The organism is Motiliproteus sp. MSK22-1 (assembly GCF_001968815.1).
In the GTDB taxonomy this organism is placed as follows: Bacteria; Pseudomonadota; Gammaproteobacteria; order Pseudomonadales; family Balneatricaceae; genus Motiliproteus.
This window is the reverse complement of record NZ_MIEQ01000010.1, coordinates 69462-88159: the sequence shown is the minus strand read 5'-3', so window position 1 is coordinate 88159 and position 18698 is coordinate 69462. Positions and strand designations below refer to the sequence as shown.

The 18698-nt window shown below is 46.0% G+C and carries 13 protein-coding genes; 6 read left to right on the top strand and 7 right to left on the bottom strand.

Annotated elements, in window-relative coordinates:
* Positions 1-15 precede the first annotated feature (15 nt).
* Complete coding sequence (locus tag BGP75_RS00430) at positions 16-651, bottom strand: CoA pyrophosphatase (RefSeq protein ID WP_076713926.1); 636 nt, start codon at positions 649-651, stop codon at positions 16-18.
* Positions 652-1120: 469 nt separating this feature from the next.
* Between BGP75_RS00430 and BGP75_RS00425 the strand changes: the two genes are divergently transcribed.
* Positions 1121-2377: an EAL and HDOD domain-containing protein gene (locus tag BGP75_RS00425; RefSeq protein ID WP_076713924.1), complete on the top strand. Its 1257-nt coding sequence runs from the start codon at positions 1121-1123 to the stop codon at positions 2375-2377.
* Between the two features lie 136 nt (positions 2378-2513).
* On the opposite strand, the gene BGP75_RS00420 is transcribed toward BGP75_RS00425, so the two are convergent.
* A complete protein-coding gene (locus BGP75_RS00420; RefSeq protein ID WP_076713922.1) occupies positions 2514-3233 on the bottom strand; it encodes a FadR/GntR family transcriptional regulator in 720 nt (239 codons plus the stop codon).
* A gap of 266 nt (positions 3234-3499) precedes the next feature.
* Between BGP75_RS00420 and BGP75_RS00415 the strand changes: the two genes are divergently transcribed.
* The 3 genes from BGP75_RS00415 (at position 3500) to BGP75_RS00405 (ending at position 8994) form a co-directional block, all read left to right on the top strand.
* Positions 3500-4498 carry an MDR family oxidoreductase gene (locus BGP75_RS00415; RefSeq protein ID WP_076713920.1) on the top strand — a complete coding sequence of 333 codons (999 nt, stop codon included), beginning with the start codon at positions 3500-3502 and terminating at the stop codon, positions 4496-4498.
* Between the two features lie 321 nt (positions 4499-4819).
* On the top strand, positions 4820-5881 hold the full coding sequence (locus tag BGP75_RS00410) for an efflux RND transporter periplasmic adaptor subunit (RefSeq protein ID WP_076713918.1): 1062 nt from the start codon (positions 4820-4822) through the stop codon (positions 5879-5881).
* Positions 5881-8994: an efflux RND transporter permease subunit gene (locus BGP75_RS00405; protein WP_076713916.1), complete on the top strand. Its 3114-nt coding sequence runs from the start codon at positions 5881-5883 to the stop codon at positions 8992-8994. Before BGP75_RS00410 ends, BGP75_RS00405 begins: the two co-directional genes overlap by 1 nt.
* 98 nt (positions 8995-9092) lie before the next feature.
* On the opposite strand, the gene BGP75_RS00400 is transcribed toward BGP75_RS00405, so the two are convergent.
* The 3 genes from BGP75_RS00400 to BGP75_RS00390 form a co-directional block, all read right to left on the bottom strand.
* On the bottom strand, positions 9093-11234 hold the full coding sequence (locus BGP75_RS00400; RefSeq protein ID WP_233152805.1) for a bifunctional diguanylate cyclase/phosphodiesterase: 2142 nt from the start codon (positions 11232-11234) through the stop codon (positions 9093-9095).
* A gap of 320 nt (positions 11235-11554) precedes the next feature.
* Entirely contained in the window at positions 11555-12031 is a 477-nt protein-coding gene (locus BGP75_RS00395; protein ID WP_076713912.1) for a GreA/GreB family elongation factor, read from the bottom strand.
* A gap of 469 nt (positions 12032-12500) precedes the next feature.
* Positions 12501-13316 (bottom strand): hypothetical protein, encoded by an 816-nt coding sequence (locus BGP75_RS00390; protein ID WP_076713910.1) that lies wholly within the window; start codon positions 13314-13316, stop codon positions 12501-12503.
* Between the two features lie 796 nt (positions 13317-14112).
* Between BGP75_RS00390 and BGP75_RS00385 the strand changes: the two genes are divergently transcribed.
* Positions 14113-15624: a GGDEF domain-containing protein gene (locus BGP75_RS00385; protein ID WP_076713907.1), complete on the top strand. Its 1512-nt coding sequence runs from the start codon at positions 14113-14115 to the stop codon at positions 15622-15624.
* Positions 15625-15783: 159 nt separating this feature from the next.
* Here BGP75_RS00385 and BGP75_RS00380 read toward each other — a convergent pair whose 3' ends face one another.
* Positions 15784-16644 (bottom strand): HDOD domain-containing protein, encoded by an 861-nt coding sequence (locus BGP75_RS00380; RefSeq protein ID WP_076713905.1) that lies wholly within the window; start codon positions 16642-16644, stop codon positions 15784-15786.
* A 213-nt stretch (positions 16645-16857) separates the two neighbouring features.
* Entirely contained in the window at positions 16858-17469 is a 612-nt protein-coding gene (locus BGP75_RS00375) for a cysteine hydrolase family protein (RefSeq protein WP_076713902.1), read from the bottom strand.
* Between the two features lie 173 nt (positions 17470-17642).
* Between BGP75_RS00375 and BGP75_RS00370 the strand changes: the two genes are divergently transcribed.
* Positions 17643-18695 carry a GlxA family transcriptional regulator gene (locus tag BGP75_RS00370; protein WP_076713900.1) on the top strand — a complete coding sequence of 351 codons (1053 nt, stop codon included), beginning with the start codon at positions 17643-17645 and terminating at the stop codon, positions 18693-18695.
* The last annotated feature ends 3 nt before the right edge of the window (positions 18696-18698 follow it).

Genomic DNA, 18698 nt, shown 5'->3' with positions numbered 1-18698 from the left:
AGTGTAGTCAGAATATTAACTAAGCACCTGATATAGATTAATAAGCATGCCAGCAGTAGCGCCCCAGATAAAGTAGTCGTTGTACGGCATCGCATAAAAATATCGTTCGCTACCCTCAAACATCCGACTGTGACGAGCATGATTGTCAGGATTTAGTAAAAAACTCAATGGCACTTCAAATACGTCTGCAACTTCAGAAGGATCAGGCTTCAATGGAAAAGAAGGATCAACAATCCCGACAACCGGAGTCACCATAAATCCAGTACGGGTGATGTAGTCATCAAGATGCCCAAATATGTGTATATACTCCGCCGGCACGCCCAACTCTTCTTCAGTTTCCCTCAGCGCTGTGTGCTCAGGGCTCTTATCTACCTCTTCTGTTCTACCGCCCGGAAAACTGACCTGCCCGGGATGATGAGTTAAATGCTCGGTTCTTCGAGTGAACAGCACGGTAAGTCCCTCAGAACGCTTGACTATTGGCACCAGCACGGCTGCTGGCTTTAGACTTCCATCGACTCGAAATTTCGGCGACATATCCAGATTCAGATTATGATCACCTCGAAAGGCGGTGAAATCATCACAGGTATCACTATATTTGCGTGGCTGATGCTGCTTCCGGTCAAAGCGGCTAATTATCCACTCGGGTGTCATTTTTACCTCCTGACTATAGGAATGCTGGCGACAATTAGAACTGCGGAGCCATTTCTTTATATCAAATTCGATCTCTACCCTTTGACGTTATAACACAAGTCCCGTACTGACCAGTAAAACTGGCCTTCCCTGTAATTTTCTTGCCTCAAAACAACAAAAGACCAAACAACCTCGATGGCTAAGGAACCTAAGCAATCAACTCTACAGGCGTCGATTGCATTAAGATAAATGGATTTGCAGGCAAATTAATTTTTCGTTGTCCAAACAAGCCTAATAGTGTTAAAAGTACATTCAAACAAGTGTATGATGACTGCCCTTTATCCGCCCAGTTCTGTACTTCATCTCAAGCAAAGGTGGGAACCAAACTTTAACGGGTTGATTTTACTGCCAATGGAGAAATGAATCCCAATGAAAGGGATAGCATCGTTTTACTGTTATTGTCTAAGGAACCTGAGACTCGAGACACCACATGTCTAATAAAGCTTCGGATAGCATATACTCCGATATTTTTTTCGCCCGACAACCCATCTTTGATCGTGCAGGAACGGTTTGGGGTTACGAGCTGCTGTACCGTAAAAGCGCCGATTGCCGAGAAGCAATAATTGACGATTACGATCTGGCAACAGCTAGCGTTGCCACCAGCGGACTGGTTTGTCCCGATACCGATTACACCCCTTCCAAGAGAGTATTTATCAATTACACTGAGAAGCTCTTGCTAAACGGCGCCCCTAAAGGGCTTCCTCCCGCAATTACTGTTGTAGAAGTTCTGGAAACCGTGACCGCAAGCCCTGAAGTCATTCAAGCAGTTATCGATCTGAAGCAGGATGGCTACCTTATCGCCATAGACGATTACCATGGTGAAGCGGACCTTTCTGTACTCATGGACTATGCCGATATTGTTAAAATTGAAATCCTCGGAATGGAATTGGATGAAATAGCCAAAGTAGTTGCCAGCGCACCTGATCGAATTCTCAAACTGGCGGAAAAGGTGGAGGACCCGTCTCTGATTCCGCATTTAGAGGCGATGGGGTTTGACCTCTTTCAGGGGTATTACTTCGCCCACCCGCAAACGATTGCCGGTAAAAAACTACCATCAACCTCTTTATCCAAGTTGAAAATTCTATCTCTGTTAGAACTCACAGAGACCACCCCAAATGACTATACCCAGTTAATTGAAAGAGACCCTGGTATAGCCTTTCGGTTGCTTAGGTTATTGAATTCCGCCGCTTTCTGCTTCTCAGTGAAGATCAGATCTATTCATCACGCAATCTCGTTACTGGGTATGAAGCGATTAAAATACTGGCTACGAATGGTCGTGCTTTCAGACACTGGTACGAATAAGAATACCCCTGAACTTTATCGGATGTCGATTGTTCGTGGGCGCTTTTTCGAACTGTTGGTCAGCGACGATGTTAATCATCAACAACAGGAACCTGATAGTCTGTTTTTATTCGGTTTACTTTCTCTGTTGGATGTCATGCTAGACACAAGAATGGAGCAGTTACTCCCCATTTTGCCCCTACCAGAGCCACTTGCTGCGGGTCTAAGCGAAGGTAACAGCCACTTCAGCCATTACATTCGGCTTGCCGAAGCCATTGAGACAGCAGACGCCAGAGCCATCAGTCAACTGGCCAATGTACTTCAGCTGGAAGAACATCTCATTTCGGCAGCCTGGAGGGAAGCGATGCTTTGGGGTAACGAAGTCGAACAGCAGGCAACAGTCTAGATTTTATTCTGTACTGACAACGGGGGAAACATTACGCTTAAATCCGCTGGCTGAAAGACACAGAATCAGAACAAATGTTTTGATCTGCAAAAATCTTGTTCAAACGATAGCTGCAGTTATTCTGTCAAATCTGGCATCAACCCCTTTGAGCGGAGTGATACTGTACACACAGATAGTCGATAAGATCATCCAGAGCTTTTTCCGCCGCTTCCAGATCCTCATCCTTTATCGCACGATACAATGCGTAATGATACTCAACGATGGCCTCTCGTTCCCGAAAACGATTGGCTATCATATTCATCAATGGCTGCAAGGCCTCGATAACAGAAACCATATTAAACTGTAATACAGGGTTCGCCGTTGCATCCACAAGCGTTTGATGGAAACGAATATCTGAGGCACAAAATTCCTCATCACTAATATCAGAGCGCTGCAACTCCACCTCTGTGGCCATACGCTTTAAGTAATCTTCATTGCGTCGGCTAATGGCTAAACGTAAACAAAGTCTCTCCATTTCCCGGCGTGCCTCAGTAATGGCATCAACATCAAATTCTCCAAATGTCACCATCAGGGTCGCCGATGTAGCCACCGAACGACGAAGCTCGTCAGGGGTTGGCCGTTTAATAAAAGTCCCCCCAGCAGGTCCGCGGCGAGAACGTACCAGATTCTGAGCAGCCAGACGCTTCAGGGCTTCCCGAATAGTCGGACGGGACACGGCAAATTTGACCGCAAGTTCCTCCTCCGTGGGCAAACGCTCATCAACCTTGAGACGACCATCAAGAATGGCCGAACGAATCTTGTCTGCTATCTGCTTGGCGAGGCTCTGAGTTTCAAGAGGTTCGTAATGAATAGCCATATAGTGATTTTCCTAAGTAAGTACCATTTAAAACAGCGATGGCAGCGACAACTATAACATACAACCACTATTTATCTATTTGTTTGACAAATATACAAATAAGACTTAGCGTAACCGTTCTATCAAGATAGCCTTGTTACGCTGAACGGAGATTGGACTAAAGTAATGATCAGGTAACACTAAAAACGTAAATGTACAGACTGTCAGGAACAGGCAGTTAAGAACATATCAGGTAGTTAAGAACATACAGTTAAGAGAGGTCAGTCATGACGGATTCTACTTTCAATGCGCTGGTACTGCGCAAAGACGACGAAGGCAAGACACATGCGGCAATTGAGCAACTATCCGCAGCAGATCTGCCTGATGAAGAAGTATTGGTGAAGGTGGAATACTCCAGTCTCAACTATAAAGACGGCATGGCGCTGACTGGCACGGGGAAAATTGTACACACCTGGCCAATGGTGCCGGGCATTGACCTGGCGGGCACTGTTGTTGATGGTGGTACCAGCTCGTATCAGACCGGTGACAGAGTCGTTCTTACCGGATGGAGCGTTGGCGAGAAATACTGGGGAGGCTACAGCCAATATCAAAAAGTACGACCCGAATGGCTAGTTCCGCTACCTCAAGGGCTCAGCACCCAGCAATCGATGGCAGTAGGAACCGCAGGACTGACCGCGATGCTTTGTGTCATGGCACTTGAAGATAATGGCGTCCAACCAGCGGATGGACCCGTTGTCGTTTCCGGCTCAGCAGGTGGGGTCGGTAGTGTCGCCGTTGCCCTGCTGGCAAAACTGGGGTATCAGGTAGCGGCCATCACTGGCCGTGAATCAAGCCACAACTATCTGCGTCAACTCGGCGCCAGCATACTGTTGAGCAGAAAAGAAATGGCAGAACGCTCGCGCCCTTTAGAAAAATCCCGATGGGCTGGAGCAATTGATACCGTCGGTGGTGATATCCTTGCGAGGCTGTTAGCAGAAGCCAACTACGGCGGCTGCGTTGCGGCTTGTGGCCTCGCAGCTGATTTTAAACTACCCACGACAGTCATGCCGTTTATCCTTCGCAATGTACGGCTTCAGGGTGTGGATTCTGTAATGTGCCCGATAGAAAGACGAACTCAAGCCTGGAATCGCTTAGCGGCGGAGCTACCCGAAAATATGCTTAATGCTATCAATCAGGTAGCCTCTCTGGAGGAACTTCCAGAACTGGCCCAGGCCATTATTAAAGGTCAGGTCCAAGGCCGGGTTGTCGTTGACCTGCAAGCTTAAGCATCACAGTAAAGAATAGCGAACAGATAGCATGCAGGGGTAATCATTAAGGGAGGCAGCAGCCTCCCTGAAGTTCCAACCACCTCCCTGCATCGAATCCCTCCCCGAAGTGGCTTTTTTTAATCACTGATTGATCTACTCCACCCAGTTGAGATATGTTTACCAGGCAACTTTAATGCACAGCAACAAAGACGGGTAATGACAGAACCTTCGTCACAACCCTGATCAACCTCTCAAAACCGCAGGGATTGGTTATTGAGCCATAATATCGATCCCCCGACAATTCCCCCTGACAGGGAATCTGAACACCGGAGTACACTGATGGGATCAACATGGTCTGGTAAGGCCTTCTTGCACCTTGGAAAACTCTTTGCCATCTTCAGTATCAGCAGCCTGGCAACAGCAGCAACAGAGATTACCAGCGCACCGTTAAGTGAGTATTTGATTTACCCTGAGTTTAGCGCTCCCGCAACCACCCACAGCTTGAATGATAGCCGACTAAGCTCAGAAATTATGGCAAGGATTGATACAATTGCTGTGCGCGTCGGGGATCTTGTAGAAAAAGGTGATTTACTGGTCGAACTGGACTGTCGGAACTATCGCTCACAACTGGATTCCCAGCTGTCACTGCTAAAAGAATTAGACTCCCAGCAACGACTGTCTGCCTCCCAGCTTGCTCGAGCCCGTAGCTTGAAAAAACAGCGCAATATTAGTGATGAACAAGTAGAACAGCGTGAAACTGATTTAGCGGTAATAAAGGCAAAGCGAGCTTTTCAGCAACAGAGGGTGGTTCAGTACCGCCTCCAGACAGAACACTGTCTTATTACAGCTCCCTTTAGCGGTGTGGTCCGCGAACGAATCTCTAATCAGGGAGAACTTGCCAGCCCAGGGACGCCACTACTGAGATTACAGCAACTCAGTGCTTTGGAAGTAAGCGCTCAACTGCGTCCTGATCAACTTCCCGCTCCAACAGCAAAGCTTTACTTTTTCTACCTGAATAAGAAATACCCCATGAAACTTCGACGCCTGCTCCCGGTTGTAGACACCCAGATGCGCACACAGGACGCACGCTTTGAGTTTTCAGCAGAATCTGCCCCGGCAGGTGCAGCCGGTCGCCTTGTTTGGCAATCAACAACTGCTTACCTTCCTGCCTCCCTGCTGGTACAGCGTAAACAAGAAGGGAAAAGCCTATTGGGGGTCATGCTTCAGGACGAAAACAGGGCTCGCTTTCAGCCAATGCCTGATGCGATTGAGGGACAGCCGGCAAAAGTCGATTTTGCTACCAATGCCAAGCTGATTTTCGACGGTCGCCTGATCGTTAATGACGGCGATGCTATTGCCATCAAGGCTAACCCGAAAGAACAGAAAGTGGAGACAAACTAGTGTTGGCTCGCTTACTTCAAAACCATGTGCTCGCTAATCTGGCTTTTGTACTCGTACTACTGATTGGTTTTCTATCCTACCAGATGCTTCCCAGGCAACAGGACCCCAGCATCAATTTCAATTGGTTGGTTGTCACAACAGTCTTACCCGGCGCCTCTGCCAGCGATGTGGAAAAACGAGTCACTGACCCTCTGGAAGATGCCATTCGTAATATTGCCGATATCAAATTTATGTCGAGCAACAGTCGCGAAAATATTTCCAGCTTACTGATTCGTTTTGAAGATATCGATGACCGAACATTTGATAAGAGAGTGGCTGACCTTCGCAGAGAAATACAGAACAGTGAAGATGAACTGCCGGAGGCGGCAGAGGATTCACTAATTCTGGAAATAACCAGCGCTAACGCATACCCTGCGGCCACGATTGCCATAACAGCACTGGCAGACGACGAAAACCTGCGACTACAGGCCCGTAGTATAGAAAAAGATCTTAAGCGCCTTACCGGAGTCTCTCGGGTTGACCCGGTAGCCCTTAATGACCCGGAGCTACAAGTTAATTTTGATCTTAAGGAGCTTGAAAACCTCGGTGTATCTCCGAATCAAATTGCAGACACCGTCAGAGCCTTTTTTGAAGACAGCGCAGCAGGAAGCCTGACCCAGAATAATCAAAGCTGGTTGGTACGCTTAGTGGGGACCCATGCTGCTCCATCGCATTTGGCCAAGCGACCAATCATTGGCACAAACAGCGAGGTGCTCTTGGGCCGAGTCGCTCAGGTTGAACGATCCAGAGAAAAACCCACCAAAATGGTAAGGGTCGATGGTAAGCCTGCTGTTCTTATGGCCATCATGAAAAAAGACAATGCCAATACCCTGGAACTGGTTGAGCGAGTCAGAGACTATCTGGAAAGTCGTAAAGCGCTATCGAATGTTACTGGTGTTGACCTGATACTGATTGATGATCAAACAGTACAGACCCGTGAATCCATCGCTATCATGCAAAACAATGCCTACATTGGCTTGCTCATGGTTCTCCTGGTGACCTGGGCTTTTTTGGGATCCCGCATCGCCCTGCTGACGTCTATCGGTATACCTTTTATCCTGGCCGGGACTTTCTGGATACTTTCAGGGATAGGAGAGACACTTAACGTCACCGTCCTGTTAGGTGTGGTTATAGTACTCGGTATGCTGGTGGATGATGCTGTGGTAGTGGTGGAGTCAATCTATTATCGTCTACAAAGAGGTGTTGCCCCGCTAAATGCAGCACTGGAAGCCCTTAAGGAAGTCGGCAAGCCGGTAACCACGGCAGTTCTGACAACCATCGCAGCGTTTATGCCGCTGATGTTGCTTCCCGGTATTCTCGGCGAATTTATGCGCGTTATTCCTATGGTTGTGACTATCGCGCTGTTAATCAGTCTGGTTGAAGCTTTTTGGATGCTTCCCGCTCATGTTATGGCGGCAAAGATCAAATTCACTAATCCGTCACGATTGCAGAAACTGCGAGAAAGTCTTACCCACCGCGTACAAATCAGCTATGTGAGATTACTGATTAAGGCGCTGAGACGGCCAATGATATCTCTGGCATTGGCGATCATTCCTTTTATCGCCTCCATCGGAGCTATCAGTGCAGGGATGATCAAAATGGACTTTTTTGCCTCAGACCCAATTCGCTTATTTTATGTCAACATTGAAATGCCCTCTGCGACCCCTGTGCAGCTCACAATGGAAAAAGTATCAGAGATAGAAGCTAAAGTCAGAGAGCGGGTTCTTGATGGAGAGGTTCGCGCAATTGCCAGTTACGCAGGACAAATGTTTACCGAAACAGAACCTCGAATCGGTGATCAATACGGACAAATACTGGTGGGATTAAACCCTAAGACTGAAGATCTAAGAACCGTTGATGCCATGCTTAACGATGTACGCAAGGCAGTAAATCCTCTCGCTGGCTCAGCAAAGATATCATTTTTGAGGCTCGCAGGAGGTCCTCCCGTCTCCAAACCAATTTCTGTCAAAGTCAGAGGCGACAACTATCAGGAATTACGCAAGGCGGCCAACAGTCTCCGCGAAATTTTAGCCCAAATCCCGGATGTTATAGATATACAGGATGATGCCAGCCGTGGCCGCTATGAGCTGACGCTGGAACTGAATGCTGACGCAGTCAATCGCGCAGGCCTGAACCCACCCGATATTCGTCGGATGCTGAGATTACTGGTGGATGGGGAAGTCGTCGCCAGTATGCGTGACAAGGGCGAAAAGCTGGAAGTGAGAGTCCGTGCTGATCCTGAATCCAGACCCGATCTGGAAACCCTGCTGAACTATCGCCTCCCCCTGCAAGAGGGAGGCAGCATTCCTTTATCTGAGCTTGTTATACAACAACGTCATCAATCTCTGGGGAATATCAGGCACTACAACTTTCGCAGGGCGATTACCGTCGAAGCCGATATTGTCGAAGGAGGCATCGATACGGTCACGGCAAACAACATTATTCAGGAGCGCTGGACTGGGTTGGCTTCAACCTATCCCACCATCGATTTGGACTTTTCCGGTGAGCTTGATGATATCCAGGACAGTATGGACGCCATCGGCACATTATTTATCTTCGGTATCGGATTGATGTATTTGATTCTAGGTACTCAATTCAAGAGTTATTGGCAGCCCTTTATGATTTTGGCAACCGTGCCCATGGCCTTTACGGGGGTCGTACTGGGGCTGATGATAACGCAGAATCCCTTAAGCCTGTTTACCATGTATGGTGTAGTCGCATTGGCAGGCATAGCGGTCAATGCAGCCATTGTACTGATCTCTGCCGCCAATACCCGACTCGACTCAGGAATGAGTTTGCTGCATGCCACACTTTATGCAGCCCGCAGACGGGTAATACCAATACTCATCACGACTCTGACAACGGTTGCAGGCCTCTTCTCCTTAGCCGTTGGACTGGGTGGAAAGTCGCTGATCTGGGGACCGGTAGCTACCGCTATAGTCTGGGGACTTGGCTTCTCTACGCTGCTAACCCTGTTTGTGATTCCATTGCTATTTCGTCTTAGTATGCGACGCCGAGCAAAACAACGCCGTTCTATGAACGAAACTGACAACGAGGAAGCGGCTGTTTCCTAGCCGTAAATTTTATCAATAGGTACGCCAGCTTTTGTTTGACGGATCAACCAGCCTATTCAAGGCTTAAAATCATCGAAAGAGGATCCGGGAGTTCACCTCTAGCCCTGTGCTCTCGACTGCACTGTATGGGAGGGACAGATATCATCGGCAGGAACAGGCTTTCCAAACAGATATCCCTGGCCGACATCACAGCCATATTTTTTGAGAAGGGCTAAATGTTTTTCACTTTCAATCCCTTCAGCAACCACTCGAAGCAACAGCTTATGAGCCATGGCTATCACCCCCTCTACGATCATGCGATCACTCCAGTCACTGTCCATGTCCATAACAAAACTACGATCAATTTTTAATGTATCTACTGGAAGCCGCTTCAGCTGAGCCAGGGAAGAGTAGCCTGTACCAAAATCATCGATGGATACGGTAATGCCCTTCCCCTTAAGCTGATCCAGCTTCATGATAGCGTCACCGACATCCTTCATCAGAATAGTTTCCGTGATCTCGATACCCAAAAGACGTGGCTCAACACCCGTATCTTCAAGGACCTGGGTAATAAAGGAAACCAGATTGGGGTCGTTAAACTGCTTGGTTGATAAGTTTACGGCAATCCGTACAGAGACTTCACCCCGTAACTTTCGCAGTTTGATAAACTCGCAGGTCTCCCTGATAACCCAATAGCCGATATCAACAATTTTTCCGGTCTCTTCAGCCACCGGAATAAAACTGTCGGGGTATATCATGCCCCGCTCCGGGTGATACCAGCGAATTAATGCTTCATAACCACAGACACAGTCGTCCACCAAGTCCACTAGAGGTTGATAGTTCAGGGAAAACTGATGGTTATCCAAAGCCCCTTGCAGCTCTTCTTCGATACGCAGCTGCTGAAGAACAGAGGCCTGCATTTCTTCGTTATAGAAACAGAAGGTTCGTTTACCTTCTTTTTTCGCCGCATACATGGCCATATCAGCATTTTGAAACAACGTAGGAACCTGACTTCCATCAGATGGGATCATGACAATTCCAATTGAGGTAGAAATCGTATACTCACGAGACTCTATCTTGACTGGCTCCTCCATCACCGCCAGTACCTCATCAGCAATGGTTGCAACCTGAGTTTCAGACTCAACGTTTTGCAGCAACATGCCGAACTCATCACCGCCCAGCCTGGCGACAACATCCTCTTCCCTAACGGCATCTCTCAATCGTTCAGCGATCTGTTTCAGTAAGTGGTCACCAGCGTCATGACCCATTGAATCATTAATTCTCTTGAAGTCATCCAAGTCAAAAAACAAAAATGCAGCCTGAGTATAATAATGCTCGGATTCAGCAATCGTATTGGCCAGAATCTTACTCAACAAATGACGATTGGGAAGCCCCGTCAGATTATCATAAGACAGCATGTCGTCCAGTATTTGGGTTTTTTCCGTAATTTCCCGCTGTAATTTGAGGGGATGCTGTAACACTGAATACAGCAGGTAAACCAAGACACAGGCCACCAGGAGGCTTGCAAGGTACCCCCAGAATGTTCGGCTTATTATCGAGCCAGGAGGGTTCCGACTCATAGTCAGGGTCCATTGACTGTTAGGAACATTGACAGCAACGGACAGACTATTGCCGGAAAGTGCCTGTTGAGATCTTGCGAATACGTTCACGCTGCCGCTATCAGGGTGCAAACGAGACAGTTGATAGCTATAACCCCGCCGCTCAAGATTCCTTAACTCGGTAACGTCTAAAAGATCATCAAGATATATAAGAGCAGAAGCGAAGCCCCAAAACTCCTCAACACCTCCCTGATTAAGAAATACAGGATTACGCCCTATAACCGCAACCCCTCCTTGAAGTAACTCAAATGGACCGGCTAAGGTCAGACGTTTTTCAGCTACAGCCAACTGAGCTTCCCGTCTCCTATCGTCGTCATTGAGAATATTATGGCCGATCGCTTTTTCGTTTCCGCCCAAGGGATATATTTGACGGATGATTCCGCTAGGTGCTAACTGAAGGTTTGATACACCGCCAATGGTACTGATAACCTCTTCAGCATAGCTTTCAAAGTTCTCAAATATGCCATTGTTACGCTTGATTTCCTGGGCCAGAATATAGGTTGTAGAAAGAGAGCGTGATAAGCGACGTTCTATTGCCGACGCTTCCGCACCAACAATATCATTCATTAGCAAACGCTGTTCATTATCAAATAATGACTTACTGACATGGGTCCAATAGGCACCAATGGCCACAATAATCATGAAGACCAACACGCAAATTATGTTTATATTTCTGATCTGCATAAAAAGGCTGTTCACCCAAGAGAGCGTTTAGCACTAAGTATAGACATCTGAAACAGAAAGATACTTACAACCATTAAAAACATAGCCATTACGACCAATGGATCAATACACTATCTATCCTTATATTCAGATATAGTCATTCAGGCCTCTCTTTAATCCTGATCTTGCCGGTTAAGGTCTGTCCAGGTTCCCGTTATACCTTTCAGTGGTTCGGTATGTAGTGTTTCAATAAACCAGACCTGCATCGCTTTACAAGCCGCTGCGTACTAAGAATCACACTACTGCATATGAATAATTGTGTAATTAACATCCAGTCCTTTGACTTTAAGGGTAAAAACATCGTCGATGACTTTACCCAGTAATGCCCCACCTACGGGTGATGTAGGTGTTACAACTGTAACTTCATCCTCCCCAAAGTGCAGTTTTATGCCCCCTCCTGACGGGCCGACAAAAACCCGTCTTTTATTACCGTCGTCATCTTCTAAACAGACCAGTGTTCCAACTTGCACACAAGAATACTTATCAATGTCCAGCCGCTGTAGCTGGCGGTAATCAATTATTGATTGTTGCAGTTCTTCGGCTCGAACGGACAGTCCGTGAGCAAGGTAAGCCGCCTCTAAACCACGAGTATCATATTTGTTCTCGGCTTTATTCTCTTCATGAGTAGCACCATCATGAGCACTCTGAGCGGCGGTTAACAAGGTTGAGAGTTCTTGCTCAATGTGATCAAGAATCAGTGTAATCAGGCTGTCCATCTACATTCTCTAGTTTTTTTGATCGACACATTATGGCCCATTATGGTGTTTTCCTCGATCCAAATGATTAAGGGGCTTGTACGCAGATTTTCTAAATCTTTGTTAAACGACTTAAATGGAAACCCCTTCCACAGCAGTGGAAATATTCTAATCATGATCTGGGCAACAACTTCAGATATTTACGGATATTGTCAAAAAGTCCAGATAAACTGGCACCTTAAGGACTGTGGATATCGAGGAGGGATGGGGGCCCGAGAACCTTGAACAGCAGAGATCTAACTGAAATTAAGGCCCTGGAAGGGGTGTTCGACGCCATCAACGTCTGTTGGTGAGATAACTCTACCTTGTGATCGAAACAACAATAAGAATGCTACACGCAAACACCAGCGCACAATGGGCGCCGGTGTCTGCGTAGTTTAGAACGATTGAGCAAGCTGCACGCGACCGCTCGGTTCTGGCAGCTTAAAGCTTAGCCTTGGCTAGACTCCAGCTCCTCATTCTCTTCCATCATCTTCTTAATGATAATAGCAGCCTGACTCGTGACATCATCAGGAACAGCGTTAGATGAGATCCATTCAACCTGATCTGCATCATTGAGTCCTTCGGCTATCACTGTTGCACCAGTAGCAGCATCTACGGCATACAATTTCAAGGACTTGGAATCGCTGTTCGCAGCATCCTTCGAGCCATTAAAATTGTCGTTACGCAACTCAAAGAGTCCATCTTCAGAGCGATATAGCGGCTCTGGAGCAGGCTTGGCATTCTCAGCTTTCAGCTCTTTGAGCTCAGCCTTGACTTTACGTAGCTGCTCGCTGAGACGTGCAGAACCTTCCTTTCCTTCAGCTATACGTTTTTGCAAGTCTTTGTTCTGACGATTCAAACGTTCAGGATTCAATGCTTTTGCTTTCTTAAGCTCCGCATTAAGCTCCTTCTGAGCAACTTTCAGTTTTTCAATTTCTGCATCTTTAGCAGAGGTCTTGGCCTCCATTGCAGAAAACTGTTCCAGACGCTGAATTGAGCGCTCCTGCTCAAGCTGCTCCCAGTTCAGAATTTTGTTATTGAGATGACGAGAAGTTTCAGTTAATTGCTGATTTTCCTTCTTACATTCACTCAGTTCAGCCATTGTAAGAGCAGCTTTTTCTTCACTGGTCTGCAATTGACCCTTAAGGCTGTCAACTTGTGCCAGCAACGTCTCAACTTGGCTCTCCAAGTCTACCAGGCGAGCTTTCTCTTGTGCTTTACTGTTCTGAATGTCTTTCAAAGATAAGGTTGGGTTGTAACTCATTTACGGCCTCTATGGAGCGGTTCGCATTTAATCGGGGCTAATCCCAGGACTGCCCACTAAGCGAACATCGCTTGCGACAGATTTATTTTCAATCCCCCTTGCGCCAAATTAGCACGGCTCAATATCCTTTGATCGCCATGGCCAATCCAACAATGCGCAAAGCAGAAACAACTCCGCTCTAGAATGCTGTTTCTTCTTAATTCGTATAACGTTAGGGCTGAGAAAGGTAGGGCTTTCATAGCTATTGCTTGACTACCGTTGCTTGACTGCCGTTATCTAAAATCCTGAATAAATCAAAGGGGGTCGAAATTCCGGGAGGAAGTATACCAGAGTTGATCACAAACAGAACGCCTGTCGACCGAAGAACAACTAACATTTCTCATATTTTGCAAGTTTTCGCCTCAAAATTTTTCTAAATCCAGCTAATCATTGTTGATAGAGGCTCTATATTCACCTTTTAACCTGGTATTTATAACTATAAAAACATCTGAACTGAGTGATCCAACCGTTAAAACACTCTGCTACAATGCTGGTTTTTTTGAAACCAGATGCAATACTTTGTATTTAATGGAAGAAATAATTCACTTTGGGAACCTGTGAATAAGTCCATTACGTTCTCAGCAAGCCCTTCGCGGCCTAATGAAAACTTATTTGCGGGCTCCTTAGGGAAACTCCTTGTTAGGAAGTCCTAAAGAGCATTTGCACATGAAACCATTTGCACCCTGGAATAAATAGCCGTTTACAGGTTCCCGGGCAATGTTAGTAACAAGAGCTAGAAGCGTAACAAGGAACATCCATGCTTGAATTAAGCGAACATATCCGTATACAGCTGGAACGTTGTTCAGATCTCCCTTCATTACCCGCTGTTGCTGTGCAGATTTTAAAGCTGGCACAAAGCCATACCTCTACAATGGGTGATGTTGCTGATGCTGTAGGCTATGATCCTGCTTTAGCAACCAAACTACTCAAGATTGCAAATTCTCCCCTTTATGGGCAGCGCCGTAAAAGTGGCAACATTCGCCAAGCAGTTATGCTTTTAGGCTTGAATTCTACCCTGATGTTAACCCTGAGCTTCTCTTTGTTCTCTTCATTACGACAGCAGGAAGAACGCGGGCTGGATTACAACGCCTATTGGCAACGTTCCTTGCTGTCCTCCACCGTCGCGCGATTGCTGGGCCGAATGCCTGAAGAGGTCTCCCCCGAGGAGGCTTTTCTTGCCGCATTACTGCAAGATATTGGTATGGCAGTCATGGACAGGGCTTTTGATCAGTTTTATCAGCAGATGGAAACTGATGAAAATCGCCATAGTGAAATCATCGAGTTTGAAAGAAAGCAGATCGATACCGATCATGCTGCTGTTGGAGCCTGGCTGCTGAATCAATGGAATTTTCCTGAACACCTGATTGAAGCAGTTAGCGGAAGCCACCAGACAGTTGATAGTAAAGAATTAGCCAGGGTTTCAACTCTGACAGAGTGCATCGCTTTATCAGGGATAATTGCTGACGGGATTATCGCTGTGGACAAAAATCAGGATGACGAGCCCCCTGCTTCTTTGCGGCTGGGAGACGATTATGAAAGCCTCATTGAAGAGCTTTATGAAGAAATTCCTGTCGTAGAAGGACTTTTTGAAATGAGCCTGCTGGACAATAAATATACCGACAAGGTTCTTACCGAAGCAAAAAATCAGATGCTTATGCGAGGCCTCAGTTTTTCTCAGGAATTGAACGCCAGCCGACAGGAAATGGATCGTCATGAGCAACGAACACAGTTACTGAAAAAGGAGTCAATGCAGGATCATCTGACAGGTCTGTCTAACCGCAAGCACTTTGACCTTGCCCTTGAGGAAGAATTTATTCATGCCAGAAAAAACGGCTGGCCTTTAAGCGCAATTTTTATTGATCTGGACAAATTTAAAAGTATCAACGACAAGTTTGGGCATACTGTCGGCGACAGCATTCTTAAATTCAGTGCCAAGATACTGAGCGCCTACACCAGAGACCAGGACGCTGTCTTTCGCTACGGTGGTGAAGAGTTTCTAATATTACTGCCAGGCTGCTCATCAGAAGATGCCACTTCGGCAGCAACACGCATTGTTGAGGCCATTCGAAGCAATAAACTGACCTTGAAAAGTCAGCATAAAATATCAATCACCTGCTCTGCCGGGGTTGCTACCTTAAACACACAGCAACGGTTCGACAACAAGGAGTTATTAATCGAGGCAGCAGATCACGCAATGTACGCGGCGAAACAAAATGGTGGTGATAGTGTGATGGTATATCAACAATCTCTGGCAAAAAATTATCACTGACACTAAAGCCTGGGTATCTCACGAATTGTCACGCAAACAATAAAGGCACTCTTTTCAGCAACTTTCAAAAGGGGTGCCAAGACTGTCTGTTCACAATTTCACTATTGGTTACAACAAATCTGATAAATCTGATAATTCGCCACCGACTGCAGCCTGTCGCTAACCTGTACCCAGATCTAACAGATCATCTGCCAGATTCTCCAAATCTATCTGGGTTAACCCCAAGTAGGTTAGCACCGGGGTCTTAAGACGCTCAAACTCATAGTCTGATTCACAGTTACCCAACACCCGATGGGCTTTACAAAGATGCTCAGCAATTTTAAGTACGGCTAACAAATCTCTCAGTTGAGTCTGGGGACAGTTACCAGTACCAAAGACCTCCTCACAATCATGATGCTGAGCAATCGCTTCACCAATGTATTTTGGCAGTTTCCAGGCACTGGCTACAAAAAAACCTATGGAACAGTGATCCGTCCCCAACTGATCGACCTCTTTGCTATTGATCGCAGCTTCAGAGCACTGATAAGAACTCTCCATTACATCCTGATAATTATCATAGCGCTGCATCATTAGCGGAATAGCACTGTTGTGGAAGAGCCCTAGCGTATAGGCCTCCCCTGATGGTGTGGAAATTGTTTGCTTGGCGATATACGCACAAGCCGCGGCAATATCCATCGAGTTATCCCAAAAACTATTCAGCGCCACTATATCCGCATTGCTCATGGCACCACGAATGGAAATAGCATTGATAATACTGGTGAGACTATCAACGCCCAGCAGGCTGATAGCCTGGTGAATAGAGGTTACTTTCTTCTTTAAGCCAAAAAATGAAGAATTAACCGTCTTCAGAATCGATCCGGATAATCCAACATCTTTGGCCACCAGTTTTGATATTTCACCAATATCAAAATCAGGCATAACCATTTCCATTTCGATATCGACCATAATCTGAGGCTGTGGTGGGATTTTAATCCCTTTAAGAATTTTTTCAGCGGCAGATGCGTCAATCTGGACAGCCACGGTGCGTTACCTCCCATCATCAAGCTTCTGCAGGGCTAAAATCACAAACAAAAACACCCCACAGCAGGGTTATAGCGCCTATAGCCCTGCTACTATTTCTTAACTTAACTTTGGTTTTATTCTAGTCTGGAATTTTCAATCAAGGAGTAAATAATTAACCTCGCTGTTTAGCTTTTTGCCACCTTCTATCTTCGCTTTCTATCATTTTCAATCTTAGTTTTCAGCGACTTTCGATTGCACTTGAGACGGAGAAGCAGTCATTAGTCGAGACAGAAAAAAATCAGTTGAGAATACATCAGCATAACCAAATTCCAGAGCGGCCATAAACGCAGCATGCACATGCTCCGCTGGTACGGAGATACCATTAAACTCCATTCCCAGTGTTGCACAGCCATCGTGGATCACCGTGCAGTGATAACCAAAATCCTTACCAGCCCGCGTAATAGCATCTATACACATGTGACTCATCGCCCCACAAATAACTATACTTTCGATCCCTTTATCTTTCAGTAGTCGATTAAGATCAGTGCCTTGGAAGCTATTCACCTGATTCTTGATAACAACCTCTTCGCTATACTCTGGAGACACTTTGGGGTGAATATCAGCTCCTGCCGTTCCCTCAACAAAAAAAGGAGCCTCAGCAGCTGAATTAATATGCTGAATATGAATGATCGGAAGTTGATGAGCCCGAAACACTTCCAGTAATTTTTTGGCTTGAGCTGTAGCTTGATCGACTCCCTCTAAAGTCCAGCGCCCACCAGGAAAATAGTCGTTTTGTAAGTCAACTAATACAAGTGCTGTTTTTTGAACATAATCAACGCTCATGTTTTTAACCTCTACTCGGTGCTATTAGCAAATTTCCGAACAAGCTCATTTGTTCTTGGTACTGACCAAGAACAAAGTAACCCGTGTAGAAACTCAATTAGAAGTCTATTGTATGAGTCTTCATCATTTGATATTAATGTCAGCAATGACACAATTAGTGCAAATAATGACATATGAAAACTCCACCAATAGTGACCATCGCCGTACTGAGTTATCCAGGCGTGTTAACTTCATCTGTCCACGGATTAGCTGAGCTGTTTAATGCCAGCAATCGCATCTGTGGGCGCTTTAGAGAAATGGAACTCCCCAAGTTCCAGATCAGACATTTTGAGATTGAAGAAACAACCGGAAGAGTTATATCGGCAACAGATCAGAATGACCATCACAGACCAGCACCAAACAGATCAAAGCAGGATGGAATACCACAAGACAAATCTACACAGAATATTCAGGCTCTGATTGTCTTACCGAGTATTGAAGACAATTACTATGAATCACCCAGTCAGGAGCTAATCAAATGGATCCAAGACCTTCATAAACAAGGAACAATCGTATGCTCAGTCTGTGCAGGCGCATTCATCCTTGCAGCAGCAGGAGTCGTTGACGGACGAACGGTAACAACACATTGGGGTCTGGCTGAAAAATTCAGGGAAAGATACCCAACCATAAAACTAGATGCCGATCAGATCCTTATAGATGAACAGGATTTGATCACGGCCGGTGGTGTCATGGCATGGCTCGATTTAGGTATTCATCTGGTGGAGCGATTTAGCCGACCAACAGTTGCAATAGAATTAGGAAAATTTCTCCTGATAGATACAGGCCGCCGCGAACAAAAGTTCTACAGAAATTTTCAGCCTCCACTCGATCATGGTGATCAAACGATATTAAAAGCCCAGCACTATATTCATCGCCACTACAAAGAAACAATCAGTGTAAAAAATCTGGCAATCCTTAGCCATAGAGTTGAACGCAGTTTTTACCGGAACTTTATTAAATCTACAGGTTACAACCCCGGAGAATACTTACAAAACTTTCGAATCCAAAAGGCCCGCGAACTGATTGAAACCAAACAGTTGAGTTTTGAGCGCATTGGTTGGGAAGTAGGGTACGCGGACAGTAGTGCTTTTCGAAAAATGTTCCAAAAAATCACTGGATTAACACCTGGTCAGTACCGGCAACGATTCACAAGACAGCAAAATTTAAAAAGTCATTTACAGCGTTGAATC

Coding starts and splice junctions, on each gene's coding strand:
- BGP75_RS00430 (WP_076713926.1), bottom strand. CDS start 651: ATGACACCCGAGTGGATAATTAGCCGCTTTGACCGGAAGCAGCATCAG.
- BGP75_RS00425 (WP_076713924.1), top strand. CDS start 1,121: ATGTCTAATAAAGCTTCGGATAGCATATACTCCGATATTTTTTTCGCC.
- BGP75_RS00375 (WP_076713902.1), bottom strand. CDS start 17,469: ATGAGCGTTGATTATGTTCAAAAAACAGCACTTGTATTAGTTGACTTA.
- BGP75_RS00385 (WP_076713907.1), top strand. CDS start 14,113: ATGCTTGAATTAAGCGAACATATCCGTATACAGCTGGAACGTTGTTCA.
- BGP75_RS00390 (WP_076713910.1), bottom strand. CDS start 13,316: ATGAGTTACAACCCAACCTTATCTTTGAAAGACATTCAGAACAGTAAA.
- BGP75_RS00370 (WP_076713900.1), top strand. CDS start 17,643: ATGAAAACTCCACCAATAGTGACCATCGCCGTACTGAGTTATCCAGGC.
- BGP75_RS00420 (WP_076713922.1), bottom strand. CDS start 3,233: ATGGCTATTCATTACGAACCTCTTGAAACTCAGAGCCTCGCCAAGCAG.
- BGP75_RS00395 (WP_076713912.1), bottom strand. CDS start 12,031: ATGGACAGCCTGATTACACTGATTCTTGATCACATTGAGCAAGAACTC.
- BGP75_RS00415 (WP_076713920.1), top strand. CDS start 3,500: ATGACGGATTCTACTTTCAATGCGCTGGTACTGCGCAAAGACGACGAA.
- BGP75_RS00400 (WP_233152805.1), bottom strand. CDS start 11,234: ATGATTATTGTGGCCATTGGTGCCTATTGGACCCATGTCAGTAAGTCA.
- BGP75_RS00410 (WP_076713918.1), top strand. CDS start 4,820: ATGGGATCAACATGGTCTGGTAAGGCCTTCTTGCACCTTGGAAAACTC.